This is a genomic window from Streptomyces sp. P3 (assembly GCF_003032475.1).
Classification (GTDB): Bacteria; Actinomycetota; Actinomycetes; order Streptomycetales; family Streptomycetaceae; genus Streptomyces.
Genome location: NZ_CP028369.1, coordinates 3,731,045 through 3,748,740, shown reverse-complemented (window position 1 = coordinate 3,748,740; position 17,696 = coordinate 3,731,045). Strand labels below are relative to the sequence as shown.

The window sequence follows — 17,696 nt, the reverse complement described above, 5'->3', positions numbered from 1 at the left end:
CTCACGCAGAAGGTGATCACACCCCGGACGACACCTCAGTCTTCTCGTCCGAGGCCGTCGCTTTTCCCTCTGCCGCTGCCAGCGCCTTGTTGCGTCGTACGGAGGACCAGAAGGACCAGGCGATCAGCAGAACGCCGATCAGGCCGGTGATGACCTCGTGGATCTGGTACTGGATGGTGACCAGGAGGAGCACGGCCAGGGCGCCGATGGCGTAGTGGGCGCCGTGCTCCAGGTAGACGTAGTCGTCGAGGGTGCCCTGGCGGACCAGGTACACGGTGAGGGACCGGACGTACATGGCGCCGACGCCGAGGCCGAGGGCCATCAGGACGATGTCGTTGGTGACCGCGAACGCGCCGATCACTCCGTCGAAGGAGAAGGAGGCGTCGAGGACCTCGAGGTAGAGGAACATGAAGAAGGCGGCCTGGCCGGCGAGGACGATCGCCGGGCGCTGCTTACCGGTGCGCGCGGCCTCCTCCTCTTCCTCGTGCTCCCGCTCCTCCTCTTCCTCGAGCTTGTCCTCGAAGTAGCCGGAGAGGCCGCCGACGATCATGTACGTGATCAGGCCGGCGATGCCCGAGATCAGGACCGTCTCCGCCTTGTCGACGTGCGCCCCGCCGTGCTGGTGGGCGTGGGCGGCGAAGGTGAAGGAGGTGATCAGCAGGACGATCAGGGCGATGCAGACCGACAGCATGTCGACCTTGCCGAGCTTGGCGAGCGGGCGCTCGATCCAGCGCAGCCACTGGATGTCCCGGTCCTCGAAGATGAAGTCCAGGAAGATCATCAACAGGAACATGCCACCGAACGCGGCGATCGACGGGTGGGCGTCGGTGACGAGCTGCTGGTACTGGTCCTTGTCGTTGAGCGCGAGGTCGACCGCGTCGATCGGACCGATCTTGGCGCTGATGGCGACGATGACGACGGGGAAGACCAGCCGCATGCCGAAGACCGCGATCAGCACGCCGATCGTGAGGAAGATCTTCTGCCAGAAGGCGTTCATCTTCTTCAGGATCCCGGCGTTGACCACCGCGTTGTCGAACGACAGCGAGATCTCCAGGATGCAGAGGATCGCCACGATGCCGAGCGCCTCCCACCCCCCGTAGAAGGCCGCTGCGACCAGGCCGAGCGCGGTGATCGCGAACGACCAGCCGAAAGTTTTCAGAAGCACTGGCTACCCAATCCTGTGTTGGGGGTCCCCTCAGACGGATCTGAGGGCGGGTCTCCCCCGCGCCGTACTCGGCTTTACGAAACATTGACTTTCAGCTGCGAAGTCTAAGGGTCGACTGCTCCGTAAGGGGCGGGCGGGCCCCGTACCGATCGGTAGTCGGCCTCCGTGCGGAATCCGGGACTGCTAGGAGACGTTCACCCCGAAGTCGAGGGCGATGCCCCGCAGACCCGACGCGTACCCCTGTCCCACGGCCCTGAACTTCCACTCGCCCTGATACCGGTACAACTCGCCGAAGATCATCGCGGTCTCCGTGCCGGCGTCCTCGCTGAGGTCGTAGCGGGCGAGCTCCTGGCCGTCGGCCTGGTTGACGACGCGGATGAACGCGTTGGAGACCTGACCGAAGGTCTGGCCCCGCTCGTCGGCCATGTGGATGGAGACGGGAAAGACGATCTTGTCGCACTGCGGCGGAACCTTGAGGAGGTTCACGATCAGCGACTCGTCGTCGCCCTCGCCCTCGCCGGTCAGGTTGTCGCCGGTGTGCTCCACCGAGCCGTCCGGGCTCTGGAGCTGGTTGTAGAAGACGAACCACTCGTCCCCCATGACCCGCCCGCCGGTGCACAGCAGGGCGCTGGCGTCCAGGTCGAAGGGGGCTCCGGTGGTGGAGCGCGCGTCCCAGCCGAGTCCGACCATCACCTGCGTGAGGTTCGGCGCGGCCTTGGACAGGGAGACGTTGCCCCCCTTGGCGAGCGTGACGCCCATATTGCTGGTCCTCCCCTAGGTCATGCTCAGGCAGTCTCTTCGGTTGTCCTGGACTCCCCCGGAGGGGGACCCCCCAGGCGCCGCCCGTAGAGACGGTGCGGCGCCTGGCGTCCAGATGAATCGGGTCCTGCGCGGGTGACTCAGACGTTGACGCCGAAGTCCTGCGCGATGCCGCGCAGGCCTGAGGCGTAGCCCTGGCCGATGGCACGGAACTTCCACTCGGCGCCGTGCCGGTACAGCTCGCCGAAGACCATCGCGGTCTCCGTGCTCGCGTCCTCGCTGAGGTCGTAGCGGGCGATCTCGGCCCCGCCGGCCTGGTTCACGACGCGGATGAACGCGTTGCGGACCTGCCCGAAGGACTGCTGCCGGTTCTCGGCGTCGTAGATCGACACCGGGAAGACGATCTTGTCGACGTCGGCGGGGACCGTGGCGAGGTTGACCTTGATCGCCTCGTCGTCGCCCTCGCCCTCACCGGTGGTGTTGTCACCGGTGTGCTCGACCGAGCCGTCGGGGCTCTTCAGGTTGTTGAAGAAGACGAAGTTGGCGTCACTGGCGACCTTGCCGGCGTTGTTCACCAGCAGCGCGCTGGCGTCCAGGTCGAAGTCGGTGCCGGTCGTGGTGCGGACGTCCCACCCCAGACCGACGATGACCGCGGTCAGGCCCGGGGCCTCCTTGGTCAGCGATACGTTGCCGCCCTTGCTGAGGCTGACTCCCACGAGCTCCTCCATTGGTTTCCGGGGCGGGGAGCCCCGTGATGCGTCGGATATCGGATCAACGAGTCGATCCTAGTGACGGGTTCCCGAAGCACGCAGGCCCTGGGGCCGAAGAATCACAGGGTGTCGAGCGCCTTGACGTACTCGCCGAGGTCACGCGCGTCCGGCAGGGCGTTGACGACCGTCCAGCGCACGACGCCCTCCTTGTCGATGACGAAGGTGCCGCGCACCGCGCAGCCCTTGTCCTCGGCGAAGACGCCGTAGGCGCGGGACACCTCGCCGTGCGGCCAGAAGTCGCTCAGCAGCGGGTACTCCAGGCCCTCCTGTTCGGCGAAGACGCGCAGGGTGTGGATCGAGTCGTTGGAAACGGCGAGCACCTGGGTGTCGCGGTCGGCGAACTGCGGCAGGTGGTCGCGCACCTCGCACAGCTCCCCGGTGCACACGCCGGTGAAGGCGAAGGGGTAGAAGAGCAGGACGACGTTCTTGTCGCCCCGGAAGTCGGAGAGCTTCACGGCCCGGCCGTGGTTGTCCTTGAGCTCGAAGTCGGGGGCCTTGTCGCCGACCTGGATCGCCATGCCTGGATGTCCCTTCGGATGGGCTGTCTGGGTGAGACCCACCCTACGCAGCGCCCCGCCGAAGGCCGACGGACGGGCCGAAGGCGTGAGCCCGGCCCGTCCGCACGTCACATCACTTCTTGGACTTGGCCGCCTTGGGCGTCACCAGCCGGCTGCCGCTCCAGTCCTTGCCGACGCTGACGCTCTTGCTGGCCGACAGACCCGCAGTCGTCGCGGCTTCGGAGATGTCGCTCGGCTCCACGTATCCCGTACGGCCGGTCTTCGGCGTCAGGAGGAGGATCGACCCGCCTTCTTCGATGTACGTGGTGGCGTCCACCAGCGCATCCGTCAGGTCTCCGTCATCGTCGCGGAACCAGAGCACCACGGCGTCGGCGACGTCGTCGTAGTCCTCGTCCACCAGATCGCTGCCGATGACTTCCTCGATGGACTCGCGGAGCTCCTGGTCGACGTCGTCGTCGTAGCCGATCTCCTGGACCACCTGCTCGGGCTGGAAACCCAGCCTGACGGCAGGGCTGGTCCGCTCCTCCGCGTGGTCCGCGGTCGCGCTCACGGGTTGCCTCCTGATCTTGATTCGGATGGGGTTCCCCCGGGCCCGTCCAGGGCTGGGGGGAAACTCAGCCACGCGCGTGCGCGAGGCATTGGCCGTAGTCCACACGGACGGGACGGATCGCGCAAGTACCCGGCGGTTCGGACCGCCGAAACGGTGACGATCCTGGCCGTCTCGACGCAACTCCAGGCACACGGTGCGGACGGATCGTGACGTACACCACACCTATCTGCCCTGTTTGCGCATTTGAGAACCATCCAAGGGTACGAGATCCGAACGGGCTGCTGTTACCTAGGGGTAGAGATGACGTTTGCGGCGCGTAGGTACACGATGGGGCGGTGCATACGCCCGAGAAACAGGCGGAGCCATCCGCGTGACGCCCGCGAGGCACCGAGCGGGACCCATAGACCCACCCAGCCCCCACACCGCCCCTCTGACAGGTAAGGAACAGCGTGGCTTCCGGATCCGATCGCAACCCGATCATCATTGGCGGCCTTCCGAGTCAGGTTCCTGACTTCGATCCCGAGGAAACCCAGGAGTGGCTCGACTCCCTCGACGCCGCGATCGACGAGCGCGGCCGGGAGCGGGCCCGCTATCTCATGCTGCGCCTGATCGAGCGGGCCCGCGAGAAGCGCGTGGCCGTGCCCGAGATGCGCAGCACGGACTACGTCAACACCATCCCCACCAGGGCCGAGCCGTTCTTCCCGGGCAACGAGGAGATCGAGCGCAAGATCCTCAACGCCACCCGCTGGAACGCGGCTGTGATGGTGTCCAGGGCTCAGCGGCCGGGCATCGGCGTGGGCGGCCACATCGCCACCTTCGCCTCCTCGGCGTCCCTCTACGACGTCGGCTTCAACCACTTCTTCCGCGGCAAGGACGAGGGCGACGGCGGCGACCAGGTCTTCTTCCAGGGCCACGCCTCACCGGGCATCTACGCGCGCGCGTTCCTTCTCGACCGGCTCAGCGAGGACAACCTCGACGGGTTCCGCCAGGAGAAGTCGAAGGCGCCGCACGGGCTGTCCTCGTATCCGCACCCGCGTCTGATGCCCGACTTCTGGGAGTTCCCGACGGTGTCGATGGGCCTCGGCCCGATCGGCGCCATCTACCAGGCGCGGATGAACCGCTACATGCACGCGCGCGGGATCGCCGACACGTCGAAGTCGCGCGTGTGGGCGTTCCTCGGTGACGGCGAGATGGACGAGCCGGAGTCGCTCGGCCAGTTGACGATCGCCGCGCGGGAGGGCCTGGACAACCTGACCTTCGTGGTCAACTGCAACCTCCAGCGGCTCGACGGGCCGGTGCGCGGCAACGGCAAGGTCATCCAGGAGCTGGAGTCGGTCTTCCGGGGCGCCGGCTGGAACGTGATCAAGCTGATCTGGGACCGGTCGTGGGACCCGCTGCTCGCCCAGGACCGCGACGGCACGCTCGTCAACCGGATGAACACGACGCCGGACGGTCAGTTCCAGACGTACGCCACCGAGTCCGGCGCCTACATCCGGGACCACTTCTTCGGTGACGACCACCGGCTGCGCGCGATGGTCGAGGGCATGACCGACGACCAGATCCTGCACCTGGGCCGCGGCGGTCACGACCACCGCAAGATCTACGCGGCGTTCAAGGCGGCCGTGGAGCACACCGGCCAGCCGACGGTCATCCTCGCCAAGACGGTCAAGGGCTGGACACTGGGCCCGAACTTCGAGGGCCGCAACGCCACGCACCAGATGAAGAAGCTGACGGCCGCCGACCTGAAGGCCTTCCGCGACCGGCTGCACCTGCCGATCTCCGACAAGGAGCTGGAGGGCGGCGCGCCGCCGTACTTCCACCCCGGCCGCGACTCGGAGGAGATCCAGTACATGCACGACCGCCGCAAGAGCTGCGGCGGCTACGTCCCGACCCGTGTGGTGCGCTCCAAGCCGCTCGCGCTGCCCGACGACAAGACGTACGCGACGGTGAAGAAGGGCTCGGGTCAGCAGTCCATCGCGACGACCATGGCCTTTGTGCGGCTCCTCAAGGACCTCATGCGGGACAAGGAGCTCGGCAAGCGGTTCGTGCTGATCGCGCCGGACGAGTACCGCACCTTCGGCATGGACTCCTTCTTCCCGAGTGCGAAGATCTACAACCCGCTCGGCCAGCAGTACGAGTCGGTCGACCGGGAGCTGCTGCTCGCGTACAAGGAGTCGCCGACCGGGCAGATGCTGCACGACGGCATCTCCGAGGCGGGCTGCACGGCCTCCCTGATCGCGGCCGGCTCGGCCTACGCCACACATGGCGAGCCGCTGATCCCGGTCTACGTCTTCTACTCGATGTTCGGTTTCCAGCGCACCGGTGACCAGTTCTGGCAGATGTCGGACCAGTTGGCGCGCGGTTTCGTACTGGGCGCCACCGCGGGTCGTACGACCCTGACCGGTGAGGGCCTCCAGCACGCGGACGGCCACTCCCAGCTGCTCGCCTCGACCAACCCGGGCTGCGTCGCCTACGACCCGGCCTTCGGTTTCGAGATCGCGCACATCGTGCAGGACGGGCTCCGCAGGATGTACGGCAGCTCCGCCGAGCACCCGCACGGCGAGGACGTCTTCTACTACCTCACCGTCTACAACGAGCCCATCCGGCACCCCGCCGAGCCGGAGAACGTGGACGCCGAGGGCATCCTCAAGGGCATCCACCGCTTCAGCGCGGGCACCTCGGGGTCCATCCCGGCGCAGATCATCGCGTCCGGCGTGGCCGTCCCGTGGGCACTCCAGGCGCAGAAGATCCTCGCCGAGGACTGGAACGTCAAGGCCGACGTCTGGTCGGCGACCTCCTGGAACGAGCTGCGGCGCGAGGCCGTCGAGGTCGAGCGGCACAACCTGCTGCACCCCGAGGAGGAGCAGCAGGTGCCCTACGTGACGCGCAAGCTCTCCGGGGCCGAGGGGCCGTTCGTGGCCGTCTCGGACTGGATGCGGTCGGTGCCGGACCAGATCGCCCGCTGGGTGCCGGGCACGTACCAGTCGCTGGGCGCGGACGGCTTCGGCTTCGCCGACACCCGCGGGGCGGCACGCCGCTTCTTCCACATCGACGCCGAGTCGGTAGTCGTGGCGGTGCTGACCGAGCTGGCGCGGGAGGGCAAGGTCGACCGGTCGCTGCTGAAGCAGGCCATCGACCGGTACCAGCTGCTGGACGTCTCGGCGGCGGACCCGGGGGCCGCCGGGGGCGACGCGTAGCCTCCGCGCGACGGGCGGACGAGGGGCGGTGGAGTCTTCGGGCTCCACCGCCCTTCGGGCTTCACCGCCCTTACGCGTTCTTTACGATGCGAGCATGCACGAAGGAACGGCGCAGACCCTGCAGACCCTGCAGGACCGGCAGGACCGGCAGGACCGGTGGGAACAGTGGACGCAACGGCCGTTGCTGGCCCTCGCCGTGATGTACGCCGTCGCCTACGCGGTGCCGATCGTGGACACCTCGGCCGCCCACTCGACGACGCTGGTGTGCACCGCGGTCGAGTGGTCGGTGTGGGGGGCGTTCGCCGCGGACTACCTGATACGGCTGTCCCTGACGACCGATCGGCGACGGTTCGTCCGCACGCACTGGCTGGACCTGTGCGCGGTCGTGCTGCCGCTGCTCCAGCCGTTGCGGCTGCTGCGACTGGTCTCGACGCTGCTGCTGGTGGGCCGGCGGGCGCGGATGGCCTCGCAGATCAGGATGACGACCTACGTCGTGGGCGCGGTCGTCGGACTGCTGATGTTCGGCTCGCTCGCCGTGCTGTCGGTCGAGCGCGGGTCGCCGGGCGGGAACATCCGGACACTGGGTGACGCGCTGTGGTGGTCGTTCACCACGATGACGACCGTGGGGTACGGGGACCACTCGCCGACCACCGGCCTGGGGCGGATCATCGCCGTCGGGCTGATGCTCTCCGGAATCGCTCTGCTGGGTGTGGTGACCGCGAACATCGCGGCGTGGTTCATCGAGCGGTTCGAGAAGGACGACGTCGAGGAACGTGCGCAGACGGAGGCGATCCTGGCGTTGACCGAGGAGGTGAGGGCGCTGCGGCGCGAGGTCGCGGCGCTGCGGGACGGCGCCCGCAAGGCCCCGTCCCTGACCGCCGGCCATCCGCCCCGTTAGCGGAGAGCCACGGCGGCGGACGGGAGCCACCGCGACCGTTCACGACCGCTGCGGGCCGGCGACGGGGGCGAGCCGGAGGCCGGGGCGGCGGGGGCTGTGGCGGCCGAGGCGGGGTCAGAGCAGCCCGTTGCCCGGGCCGCCCGCTCCGGTCAGCCAGACGAGGGCCAGCAGGGTGTCGATCGCGCCGAGGACGACGGCGACCAGGGCCGGTACCGGGCGGGGGCCCGCCCAGGTGCGGCCCATGGCCAGCCAGCCGCACACGATCGCTGCGGGGCCGAGGACGATCCCCAGCGCGAAGAATCCGGCGACCGCGCAGACGAGGCCGATGATGCCGAGCGTCGCGCTGTCCGGCCCGGTCCCTGACCTGGTGCGGCCAGGCGAGCGGGGGTACCTGCGGGCGCCGTTTCCGAATCCGGCCATCGTCAACTCCCTGGATTCCGGGGATGTTTCGATGAACGGGTAACCCGTGGCACGCGGTCCATGCCCCGCAAGTCGGCGGGCGGTCGGCGCGCTGTCCCCCTCCGACAGCGCGCCACGGCCCTGGCAGGCCCTGCCATCCGGAGGGCCTGACCCACTGTGACCTGCGACGCGTGCCGGAGGCGAGAAACCTTTGGCGCGTCACCCTGATGGGGGAAAGTCGTCGAGATCCCGTCAGATGTGACCGACGCCCGCGCCCGCCTCCGCGTTCTCGCCGCGCTTGGTGAGCAGCGCGACGAAGACGGCGACGACCGCCACTCCGGCCGCGACCAGCGAGGCCAGGCTCATGCCGGAGATGAACGTGTCGTGCGCGACGTCCGCGATCTTCGCGGCGACCGCCTCGGGGGTGCCCTTGGCCACCGGCGCCACGCCGACCTGGACCGCCTCGGAGGCCTGGTCCAGCTGGGCGGGGGTGAGCTCGGGCAGGCCCGCGTCCTTCCAGTTTCCCGGCAGGTCGCCGTCCACCTTGGAGGCCATCACGGCGCCCAGCACGGCCGTGCCGAGGCTGCCCCCGATCTGCATGGCGGCCTGCTGGAGACCGCCCGCCACGCCCGACAGCTCCATCGGGGCGTTGCCGACGATGACCTCGGTCGCGCCGACCATGACGGGGGCGAGACCGAAGCCCAGCAGCGCGAACCACACGGACATGACACCGCTGCCGGTGTCCGTCTCCAGGGTGGACATGCCGTACATGGCGATCGCGGTGGCCGCCATGCCGCCGGCCAGCGGGATGCGCGGGCCGAGCCTGGTGATCAGCACGCCGGCCACCGGGGAGCCGACGATCATCATGCCGGTCAGCGGAAGCAGGTGCAGGCCCGCGTCGATGGGGCTCATGCCGTGCACGTTCTGGAGGTAGAACGTCACGAAGAACAGGCCGCCCATGAAGGCGATCGCCATCAGCACCATGAGGACCACACCCGCCGAGAGCGGGACCGACCGGAAGAGCGCCGGCGGGATCAGCGGCTCGCGCACCTTCGACTCCCACACGGCGAAGGCCGTGAAGAGCACCGCGGAGCCGAGGACGAACGCCCACGTCCGCCCGTCGCCCCAGCCCCAGGCCGGAGCCTTGATCAGGGCCCAGACGAGGCAGAACATCGCGCCGGAGAGCAGGGCGATGCCGGGGACGTCGAAGGAGCGCGGGGCGTTCTCCGCCCGGTGGTCGAGCAGGATCAGCACGCCGAGCACCAGGGCGAGGGCGCCGACCGGCACGTTGATGAAGAACACCGACTGCCAGTTGACCTGCTCGACGAGGACGCCGCCGAGGATCGGGCCGCCGGCGGTGGAGGCGCCGATGACCATGCCCCACAGGCCGATGGCCATGTTGAGCTTCTCCGCCGGGAAGGTCGCGCGCAGCAGGCCGAGCGCGGCCGGCATCAACAGGGCGCCGAACAGACCCTGGAGCGCCCGGAAGGCGACGACCGCGCCGATGCTGCCGGAGAGGCCGATCGCGCCGGAGGCTGCGGCGAAGCCCACCACGCCTATCAGGAACGTCTGGCGGTGGCCGAAGCGGTCACCGAGCTTGCCCGCGGTGATCAGGGAGACCGCGAGGGCGAGGAAGTAGGCGTTGGTGATCCACTGCACCTCGGCGAAGGTGGCGCCCAGGTCGCTGGCGATGGCCGGGTTGGCGATGGCCACGATGGTGCCGTCGAGGGCCACCATCATGACGCCGACGGCGACGGTGATGAGGGTGAGCCACGGGTGGCCGCGCAGCCCCTTCGCGGGCGGCCCGTCCGACCGGTCCGCCGGCGCCTTGCCCCCCGGGCCCGTCGAGTCGATGGTGGTCTGACTAGTCATGTGTTCGAGGCTAGTGACAGCCGCTGACAATTGACAAACGAGTTCACAAGTCGGTAACTGACACACATGCCGACGACACTGCGCGAACGCAAGAAACGGCGCACCCGGGACGCGCTGCTGCGAGCCGCCGTGGAGCTGTTCACCTCCCACGGGTACGACGAGACGACGGTCGACCAGATCGCCGAGGCGGTCGACGTCTCGCAGCGCACCTTCTTCCGCTACTTCGCCGGCAAGGAGGAGGCGGCGCTCGCGCTGGTGGAGATGACGGTGGACCGGTTCGTGGAGGCGGTGCGCGCACGTCCGCCGCACGAGCCGCCGCTGGAGGCACTGCGGCAGGCCGTGCTGGACGGCTGGGACTCGATCAACGAGGTCGTGGAGTCGGTCGCGCCGGTGGAGCTGTATCTGCGCATGTACCGGGTGATCGAGTCGACGCCGGTGCTGCTCGCCGCACATCTGCGGCGGTCCGCGGAGGTCGAGGAGGACCTCGCCGGGGTGATCGCCGCACGCGAGGGGCTCGACATGGACGGCGATCCCCGGCCCCGGCTGGCGGTGGCCGTCTTCAGCGGCGTGATGCGGGTGACGGAGCGACAGTGGTCCACCGGCGACGACTTCAGCCTGGAGGGGATCCGCGCGCTGACCGCGGAGTACCTCGACGGGGTGGGACCCGCACTGCTGGGAGACTGGCGCACGGCCTGAACCGGCTTCCGGCGCAAGGCCTGAAGGTCTTTATGACCATTCCCACCCCGAACGAAACGTGATCCCTGTCACTCAGGTCACTCGAGACCGTCTCGTTCTCCTAGTGTGTCCTTTCAGTGACTTCCTTCGACACCTCCCCGCAACTCGGCGTCTGGCGCACCCTGGCCACCCTGGCCGTGGTGTTCGTGATGCTGGCGACCACCGGCTGGACCGCCGTCCGCCAGCAACACGACACCGGGGCCCTGTACACCTCGCGCACCGCCTGGGAGCACGGCCGGCTCGCCGGCCGCCCGCTGCCGGACCCCGACTCCGGCCCCGCGCGGCTCGCCCGCTTCTTCGCCTCGCTCAGCGCGGCGCAGCGCACCGCCCTCGCGCGGGAGTACCCGCTCGCCGTCGGCAACATGAACGGCGCCCCCACCCGGCTGCGCTATCACGCCAACCGCCTCGCGCTGCTGCGGCAGGTGGCGATCGAGCGGACCCGGACGCGCGACAGCCGGCTCTCGCCCGCCGGGCAGCAGTTGGCCGAACGCCGGATGCACCGCTACGAGGCGCTGAGCGCCCCGGACCGGCAGATCCTCGCCTTCGATCCGGCGGGCTCGGGCCGGGCCGCCGAGGTGTTCGGCGGCCTCGACGAGGCGGACCGGATCTCGATCGTCGTCCCCGGCGTCGACACCGACCTGCTCACCTTCCAGCGCACCAACCGCAGGTACTCGGCGCCGGTGGGCATGGCCCAGGCGCTGTACTCGGCCGAGCGCGAGGCGAGCCCCTCGACGCGCACGGCCGTGATCGCCTGGGCCGACTACACCTCTCCCGACGGGCTGGGCATCGACTCGGCCACCGCGATGCGCGCCGTGAACGGCGCGGTCCGACTGAACGCCCTCGTCGGCGCGTTGCCGGGCAGCGCGCCCGTGTCGATGTTCTGCCACAGCTACGGCTCCGTGGTCTGCGGGGTCGCCGCCCGCACGATGGCCGAGCGGGTGGCCGACATCGCGGTGGCGGGCAGTCCCGGGATGCGTGTGGAGAACGCCGCCGAGCTGGGCACCGACGCCCGGGTGTGGGCGATGCGGGACGCCGACGACTGGATCCAGGACGTTCCGCACCTGGAGGTCGGCGGCCTCGGGCACGGCGAGGACCCGATGGCGCGGGAGTTCGGCGCGCGGGTGCTGTCGGCCCGGGGGGCCAAGGGTCACGGCGGCTACTTCGAGCCGGGGACCGACAGCCTGCGCAACTTCGCCGAGATCGGCACCGGGGCGTACGACTCGGTGGAGTGCGCCCGCGACGATGACGCCTGCACGACGGGTTTGTCCGACACGACGAAGGCCGGACGCGCGTAGAGACGCAGGAACTGCGGTGCGCGCGGGGAGGGGACGGGAAATGGGTGTCCCGCATACGATGAGCCGCATGGGTGACGTACTGGCCGGATTTCATGCCGCCTGGGAGTTCGATTCCGACTCCGTCCTCATCCGTCATGAACGGGGGCTGCGCACGCCCAAGCTGCTGTCGGCGCTGGGAGAGCGCCGCATCCCGGTGGCGGCCATCGCCCGGGTGACGCTGACCCCGGGACGGCGCGGGACGGTCGTGCTGCGCGCGGAGCCGCGGCCCGGCGCCGATCCGCTGATGGAGGCGGCCGCGGGGCAGCTGAAGGAGGGGTGCGATCCGTACCGGCTGGTGCTGCCCGCCGAACGGGAGACGCTCGCCGAGTACTACGCCGACGAGCTGCGGGCGCGGCTGACCGGCTCCGGTCCTGCGGACCGCTTCCTGGTGGACGCCCCCGAGGGGCCGCTGTCGTTCAAGGCGTACGACGGCAAGGCCTCGTTCGACGGGCGCACGGTGCGCTTCCGGTGGTTCTGGACGGGCGCGTCGTCGGCGAAGTGGAAGGCAGGCGACCAGAGTTTCGCCGTGTCCGAGCTGACCGGCGTGGAGTGGCGCTCGCCGGAGCTGTTCGAGGGGCATCTGCGGCTGCTGGGCGGCGAGCCCGCCACGGCGGCGGCCGACCAGGACCCGGCGACGGTCGTCTTCGGCCTCGGCTACGGACCGGTGCACGAGTCGCTGCCGTTCGCGGCGGCGGTGCTGGCGGCCGTGCGCAACCGGGGGCCCGCGGCCATGGTGACGGCCTCGGTCCCCCGTCGCGATCCCTCCGGCATCGCCGAACGCATCCGTCACCTCGGGGAGCTGCACCGGGCCGGACTCGTCACCGACGAGGAGTTCTCCGTGAAGAAGGCGGAGCTGCTGTCGGAGCTGTGATCACTCGCGGCCGGCGGACGCGAACGACATGTCCGCGTACCGGTCGCCGGCCACCCTGTCCGCGATCGGCTCCAGCAGCGCCAGTTCCTGCCGCGTCAGCTCGACGGCCGTCGCCGCCGCGTTCTCCTCCACCCGGCCCGGCCTGCGGGTGCCCGGGATGGGGACGACCGGCAGGCCGTGCACCCGGACCTGCTGCTGGACCCAGCCCAGGGCGATCTGGGCCGGCGTCACCGAATGGGCCTCGGCGACCGCGCGGATCGGCTCCAGGAGTACGGCGTTGGCGGCCGCGTTGGCACCGTGGTAGCGGGGCTGCTGGCGGCGGAAGTCACCGGCGGTCAGGTCCGTCGCGGCGTCGGCGAAGGAGCCCGTGAGGAACCCCCGGCCGAGCGGCGAGTACGGCACCAGTGTCACACCGAGCTCGCGGGCCGCCGGGACGACCTGCGCCTCGATGTCGCGACTGAACAGGGACCACTCCGACTGGACGGCGGCGATGGGGTGCACACCGTGCGCCGCCCGCAGCTCGGCGGCGGTCACCTCGCTCAGGCCGAGCTGCTTCACCTTGCCCTCGCGCACCAGTTCCGCCATCACGCCGACGGTGTCCTCGATCGGCACGCTCACATCGCGCCGGTGCATGTAGTAAAGGTCGATGACGTCGACGTCCAGGCGCCGCAGGCTCGCCTCGACGGCCTCACGGATGTAGGGCGCGTCGTTGCGGATGACCCGCCGGGTCGGGTCGTCCGGCGGGATCGCCAGGGCGAACTTCGTCGCGATCACGACCTCGTCGCGGTGCGCCCTGAAGAACGGGGAGAGGAACTTCTCGTTCTCGCCCGCGCCGTACGCGTCCGCCGTGTCGTAGAGGGTGACGCCGAGTTCGAGGGCGCGTTCCAGGGTGGCCCGGGACGCGTCGGCGTCGGCGGGGCCGTAGGCGAAGCTCATCCCCATGCAGCCGAGTCCCTGGACGCCGACCTCGGGGCCGTGCTCGCCGAGTGGTGCCGTCGGTATCCTGCGGTCGGTCATCGGTCGGTCCTTTCGCCTTCGGGGGCGCGGGTGGCGTCCGCGTAGAACATGATCTTCCGGTCGAGCACGGCCAGCGTGTCCTGGAGTTCGGCGATCCGGGCCCGGACGTCCCGCCGGGTCGCCTCGAGAAGCTCGTGACGCTCGGCGAACGTGCTCTCGCCCTCGCGCACCAGCTCGGCGTACCGCACCATGTCGGCGACCGGCATGCCGGTGAGCCGCAGCTTGCCGACGAGGTCCAGCCAGTCCAGGTCGCGGTTGCTGTAGCGACGCTGGCCGGTGTGCGAGCGGTCGATGTGGGACATCAGCCCGATCCGCTCGTACCAGCGCAGGGTGTGGGCCGTGAGCCCGGTGAAGGCGACGACCTCGCTGATCGTGTAGCTGTCCTGTCCGTCGGGGCGCGGGTGCCGCGGGGGTGGCGCGGAGCAGACGTCTGCGGGGCTCGGGTTTTGCTCGATGGTCACGGGCGTGGTCTGCAACACCGTCATGGCCACCACGCTATGGCCTTGGAGTGCGCTCGAAGCAAGCGAACCCGGTAAGAAAACCGGGCGTCGCGGCGAGATCGCGCCGGTCTGCGTGGCCCACGCCGGCCGCGGGACGTCCCGGTACCGGACCGGGCGGTCCGGGAACCTTGGTACGCGTCGCCGGGCTTCCGCTCCGCGCCGGCCCCCGGCCCGCCGGCCCCGCCCCCGGCGGCCTTGACGGAGCTGCTGCCGTGAGGCGCGCGGAGCGGACGGCATAGGCTCGTCCGCATGTCGCTGAAGAGCCTCGCGTTGATCGACAACTGGCCGGTTCCCTCCGCCTCGGCGGGCGTCGTACGGGCCGACGGCACGGTCCTCGGGACCCACGGGCCGGTCGGCCGGCGCTTCCCGCTGGCCTCCGTCACCAAGCCGCTCGCCGCGTACGCCGCCCTCGTCGCGTACGAGGAGGGCGCGGTGGAGCTGGACGAGCCCGCGGGGCCGGCCGGTTCCACGGTGCGTCATCTGCTCGCGCACACCTCCGGGCTGGCCTTCGACGAGCACCGGACGACCGCCGCCCCGGGCGAACGGCGGCTGTACTCCAACGCCGGTTTCGAGCAGCTCGGCGACCACATCGCGAAGGCGGCGGACATCCCGTTCGCGGAGTACCTGCGGCAGGCGGTGCTGGAGCCGCTCGGGATGACGCAGACCTCCCTGGAGGGCTCGCCGGCCAAGGACGGCGTGTCGACCGTCACGGACCTGCTGCGGTTCGCTGCCGAACTGCAGGCGCCGCGGCTGCTGGATCCGCGGACGGTGGCGGCGGCGACGACCGTGCAGTACCCGGGGACGAAGGGCGTCCTGCCGGGGTACGGGCACCAGAACCCCAACGACTGGGGACTCGGCTTCGAGATCCGCGACTCCAAGTCGCCGCACTGGACCGGGAGTTCGTCGTCACCGCGCACGTTTGGGCACTTCGGTCAGTCCGGCACGTTCCTGTGGGTGGACCCCGGGGCCGGCGTCGCGGCCGTCGCGCTCACCGACCGCGCCTTCGGACCGTGGGCCGTCGAGGCCTGGCCGCCGTTCACGGACGCGGTGCTGGCCGAGGTGTAGTGCGCGGGCGGGCTACCCGGCTGTCATCTCCCAGACCAGCAGCTCGGCGTTGCCCAGCCCCAGCGCCTCGAGGTCCTTCGCGTCCGTGACCCGGGCCGCGTCGCCCGGTCCCAGCGTCTCGCCGTCCAGCCGCACCTCGCCGCGCACGACGTGCACGTACACGTGCTCCCCGTCCGGGACGGCCGTCCGCTCCCCCGCTCCGAGGCGCCGCACGTGCAGCATCGCGCCGGCCCCGGGGACGGCGTACGGGGTGGAGTCGGCGATGCCGCGGACGATCTCGTAGGCCGGGTCGCCGCCGTCGTCCAGCGGGGCCAGCCACATCTGCACGAAGACCAGCGGGACGTCGGCGTCGTTGCGTTCCACGTGCCGTACGCCGGCCGCGGAGCTGAGCCGCTGCACGTCGCCGGGCCGGACCCGCGTCTCGTGGCCGGCCGAGTCGCGGTGGGTCAGCTCCCCCTCGATCACCCAGGTCACGATCTCGGTGTGGCTGTGCGGATGCTCGTCGAAGCCGGCCCCGGGCGCGAGGCGTTCCTCGTTGCAGGCGATCAGCGCGCCGAAGCGCAGGTTGTCGGGGTCGTAGTGGGGGCCGAAGGAGAAGGCGTGCCGGGTCTCGATCCCGGCCGCCAGGTCCCCGCCCCGGAAACGCTCGTCGGCGCGCCGTACGTCCATCACGCGACCACGGTAGACCCGCCACCGGTCGTCCGGGGCCGGGCCGCGAGGGGCGCGCGGAGGAAAAGGCCGGGAGCGGGCCGCAAGAGGTCCGTCCGGCCGCGGCGGGACGTCCCCACCTGCGACCCGGCGGCACACGCCACCGCCCCGATGAGGCAGTCTTGTCCCGTGCCCGAACCCGAAACCAGTCATCCCGAACCCGCGGCGCACGCCGTCCACTCCCACCCCGCGACGCTGAAGCGGCTGGTGAAGTCCTCCGGGAGCCTCGCCGCCCAGGCCATCGCGAGGATGGACGAGACCCTGCCGTGGTACCGGGCGATGCCACCGGAGAACCGTTCCTGGATCGGGCTGGTCGCCCAGGCGGGCATCGCCGCCTTCACCGAGTGGTTCCGGCATCCGGACGCCCCGCAGGCCATCTCCACGGACGTGTTCGGCACGGCGCCGCGCGAGCTGACCCGGGCCATCACGCTGCGGCAGACGGTGGAGATGGTGCGCACCACCATCGAGGTCATGGAGTCCGCGATCGACGAGGTCGCGGCCCCCGGTGACGAGAACGTGCTGCGCGAGGCGCTGCTGGTGTACGCCCGGGAGATCGCGTTCGCCACCGCCCAGGTCTACGCCCAGGCCGCCGAGGCCCGCGGCGCCTGGGACGCCCGGCTCGAGTCGCTCGTCGTGAACGCCGTCCTCAGCGGCGAGGCCGACGAGGGGGCCGTGAGCCGGGCCGCCGCGCTCGGCTGGAACTCGCCGGAGCACGTGTGCGTCGTCCTCGGCAACGCCCCGGACGGCGACTCCGAACTGACCGTGGAGGCCATCCGGCGGGCCTCGCGGCACTCCAAGCTCCAGGTGCTCACCGGGGTCCTCGGCTCCCGGCTGGTGGTGATCGCCGGCGGCAGCGACAACCCGCTGGCCGTCGCCAAGTCCCTCATCGGGCCGTTCGCCGCCGGCCCGGTGGTGGCCGGGCCCGTCGTGCCCGACCTGCTCGCGGCGACCCGGTCCGCACAGGCCGCCGCGGCCGGACTCAAGGCGTGTTCCGCCTGGCAGGACGCACCCCGGCCGGTCCTGGCGGACGATCTCCTCCCGGAGCGCGCGATCGCCGGCGATCCCGGCGCGCGTGAGCAGTTGGTGGAGGAGATCTACAGACCGCTGGAGGAGGCGGGGTCGGCGCTCCTGGAGACGCTCTCCGTCTATCTCGAACAGGCGTCCAGTCTCGAAGGGGCCGCCCGGATGCTCTTCGTGCATCCGAACACCGTGCGCTACCGGCTTCGACGTGTGACTGACGTCACCGGCTGGTCGCCTTCGGATGTACGCTCCGCGTTCACGCTCCGGATCGCGCTGATCCTGGGGCGTCTGGTCGACGGAGATCCCCAAAGCTAGCTT

At 70.4% G+C, this 17,696-nt stretch carries 17 protein-coding genes; 7 read left to right on the top strand and 10 right to left on the bottom strand.

Translation table 11 applies throughout. The features are described 5' to 3' along the window. Positions 1-16: 16 nt before the first annotated feature. From C6376_RS16770 to C6376_RS16750, 5 genes are all read right to left on the bottom strand, one after another. Positions 17-1,165 (bottom strand): DUF475 domain-containing protein, encoded by a 1,149-nt coding sequence (locus C6376_RS16770; RefSeq protein ID WP_107444159.1) that lies wholly within the window; start codon positions 1,163-1,165, stop codon positions 17-19. 183 nt (positions 1,166-1,348) lie between these two features. Next, positions 1,349-1,924, bottom strand: coding sequence for a TerD family protein (locus tag C6376_RS16765; protein ID WP_107444158.1), 576 nt, complete (start codon positions 1,922-1,924; stop codon positions 1,349-1,351). A gap of 140 nt (positions 1,925-2,064) precedes the next feature. Then, on the bottom strand, positions 2,065-2,640 hold the full coding sequence (locus C6376_RS16760) for a TerD family protein (protein ID WP_057583419.1): 576 nt from the start codon (positions 2,638-2,640) through the stop codon (positions 2,065-2,067). Positions 2,641-2,753: 113 nt separating this feature from the next. Then, on the bottom strand, positions 2,754-3,212 hold the full coding sequence (locus C6376_RS16755; protein WP_107444157.1) for a peroxiredoxin: 459 nt from the start codon (positions 3,210-3,212) through the stop codon (positions 2,754-2,756). 112 nt (positions 3,213-3,324) lie between these two features. Next, complete coding sequence (locus tag C6376_RS16750) at positions 3,325-3,762, bottom strand: DUF3052 domain-containing protein (protein ID WP_057583034.1); 438 nt, start codon at positions 3,760-3,762, stop codon at positions 3,325-3,327. Between the two features lie 449 nt (positions 3,763-4,211). Here C6376_RS16750 and aceE point away from each other — a divergent pair, with 449 nt between their 5' ends. Beyond that, positions 4,212-6,959, top strand: a complete 2,748-nt coding sequence (gene aceE, locus C6376_RS16740; RefSeq protein ID WP_107444156.1) for a pyruvate dehydrogenase (acetyl-transferring), homodimeric type — start codon at positions 4,212-4,214, stop codon at positions 6,957-6,959. 94 nt (positions 6,960-7,053) lie between these two features. Further along, positions 7,054-7,857, top strand: a complete 804-nt coding sequence (locus C6376_RS16735) for a potassium channel family protein (RefSeq protein ID WP_107444155.1) — start codon at positions 7,054-7,056, stop codon at positions 7,855-7,857. Positions 7,858-7,971: 114 nt separating this feature from the next. Here the strand turns inward: C6376_RS16735 and C6376_RS16730 are convergent, their stop codons facing one another. Then, positions 7,972-8,277, bottom strand: a complete 306-nt coding sequence (locus tag C6376_RS16730; protein ID WP_107444154.1) for a small hydrophobic protein — start codon at positions 8,275-8,277, stop codon at positions 7,972-7,974. Positions 8,278-8,508: 231 nt separating this feature from the next. Then, a complete protein-coding gene (locus tag C6376_RS16725; RefSeq protein ID WP_107444153.1) occupies positions 8,509-10,128 on the bottom strand; it encodes an MFS transporter in 1,620 nt (539 codons plus the stop codon). Between the two features lie 66 nt (positions 10,129-10,194). Here C6376_RS16725 and C6376_RS16720 point away from each other — a divergent pair, with 66 nt between their 5' ends. From C6376_RS16720 to C6376_RS16710, 3 genes are all read left to right on the top strand, one after another. Then, positions 10,195-10,824: a TetR family transcriptional regulator gene (locus tag C6376_RS16720; protein ID WP_107444152.1), complete on the top strand. Its 630-nt coding sequence runs from the start codon at positions 10,195-10,197 to the stop codon at positions 10,822-10,824. 116 nt (positions 10,825-10,940) lie between these two features. Next, positions 10,941-12,158, top strand: coding sequence for an alpha/beta hydrolase (locus C6376_RS16715; RefSeq protein WP_107444151.1), 1,218 nt, complete (start codon positions 10,941-10,943; stop codon positions 12,156-12,158). A gap of 58 nt (positions 12,159-12,216) precedes the next feature. Continuing rightward, positions 12,217-13,068 (top strand): DUF4429 domain-containing protein, encoded by an 852-nt coding sequence (locus C6376_RS16710; protein WP_107444150.1) that lies wholly within the window; start codon positions 12,217-12,219, stop codon positions 13,066-13,068. Here the strand turns inward: C6376_RS16710 and C6376_RS16705 are convergent, their stop codons facing one another. Continuing rightward, positions 13,069-14,085, bottom strand: a complete 1,017-nt coding sequence (locus C6376_RS16705; RefSeq protein ID WP_107444149.1) for an aldo/keto reductase — start codon at positions 14,083-14,085, stop codon at positions 13,069-13,071. Further along, positions 14,082-14,570: a MerR family transcriptional regulator gene (locus C6376_RS16700; protein ID WP_173985662.1), complete on the bottom strand. Its 489-nt coding sequence runs from the start codon at positions 14,568-14,570 to the stop codon at positions 14,082-14,084. Before C6376_RS16700 ends, C6376_RS16705 begins: the two co-directional genes overlap by 4 nt. Before the next feature lie 264 nt (positions 14,571-14,834). Between C6376_RS16700 and C6376_RS16695 the strand changes: the two genes are divergently transcribed. After that, positions 14,835-15,650, top strand: coding sequence for a serine hydrolase (locus C6376_RS16695; protein ID WP_107444148.1), 816 nt, complete (start codon positions 14,835-14,837; stop codon positions 15,648-15,650). 12 nt (positions 15,651-15,662) lie between these two features. Here the strand turns inward: C6376_RS16695 and C6376_RS16690 are convergent, their stop codons facing one another. Continuing rightward, on the bottom strand, positions 15,663-16,319 hold the full coding sequence (locus C6376_RS16690; RefSeq protein WP_107444147.1) for a pirin family protein: 657 nt from the start codon (positions 16,317-16,319) through the stop codon (positions 15,663-15,665). A gap of 168 nt (positions 16,320-16,487) precedes the next feature. Here C6376_RS16690 and C6376_RS16685 point away from each other — a divergent pair, with 168 nt between their 5' ends. After that, positions 16,488-17,693: a CdaR family transcriptional regulator gene (locus C6376_RS16685; RefSeq protein WP_107444146.1), complete on the top strand. Its 1,206-nt coding sequence runs from the start codon at positions 16,488-16,490 to the stop codon at positions 17,691-17,693. Positions 17,694-17,696: the final 3 nt, after the last annotated feature.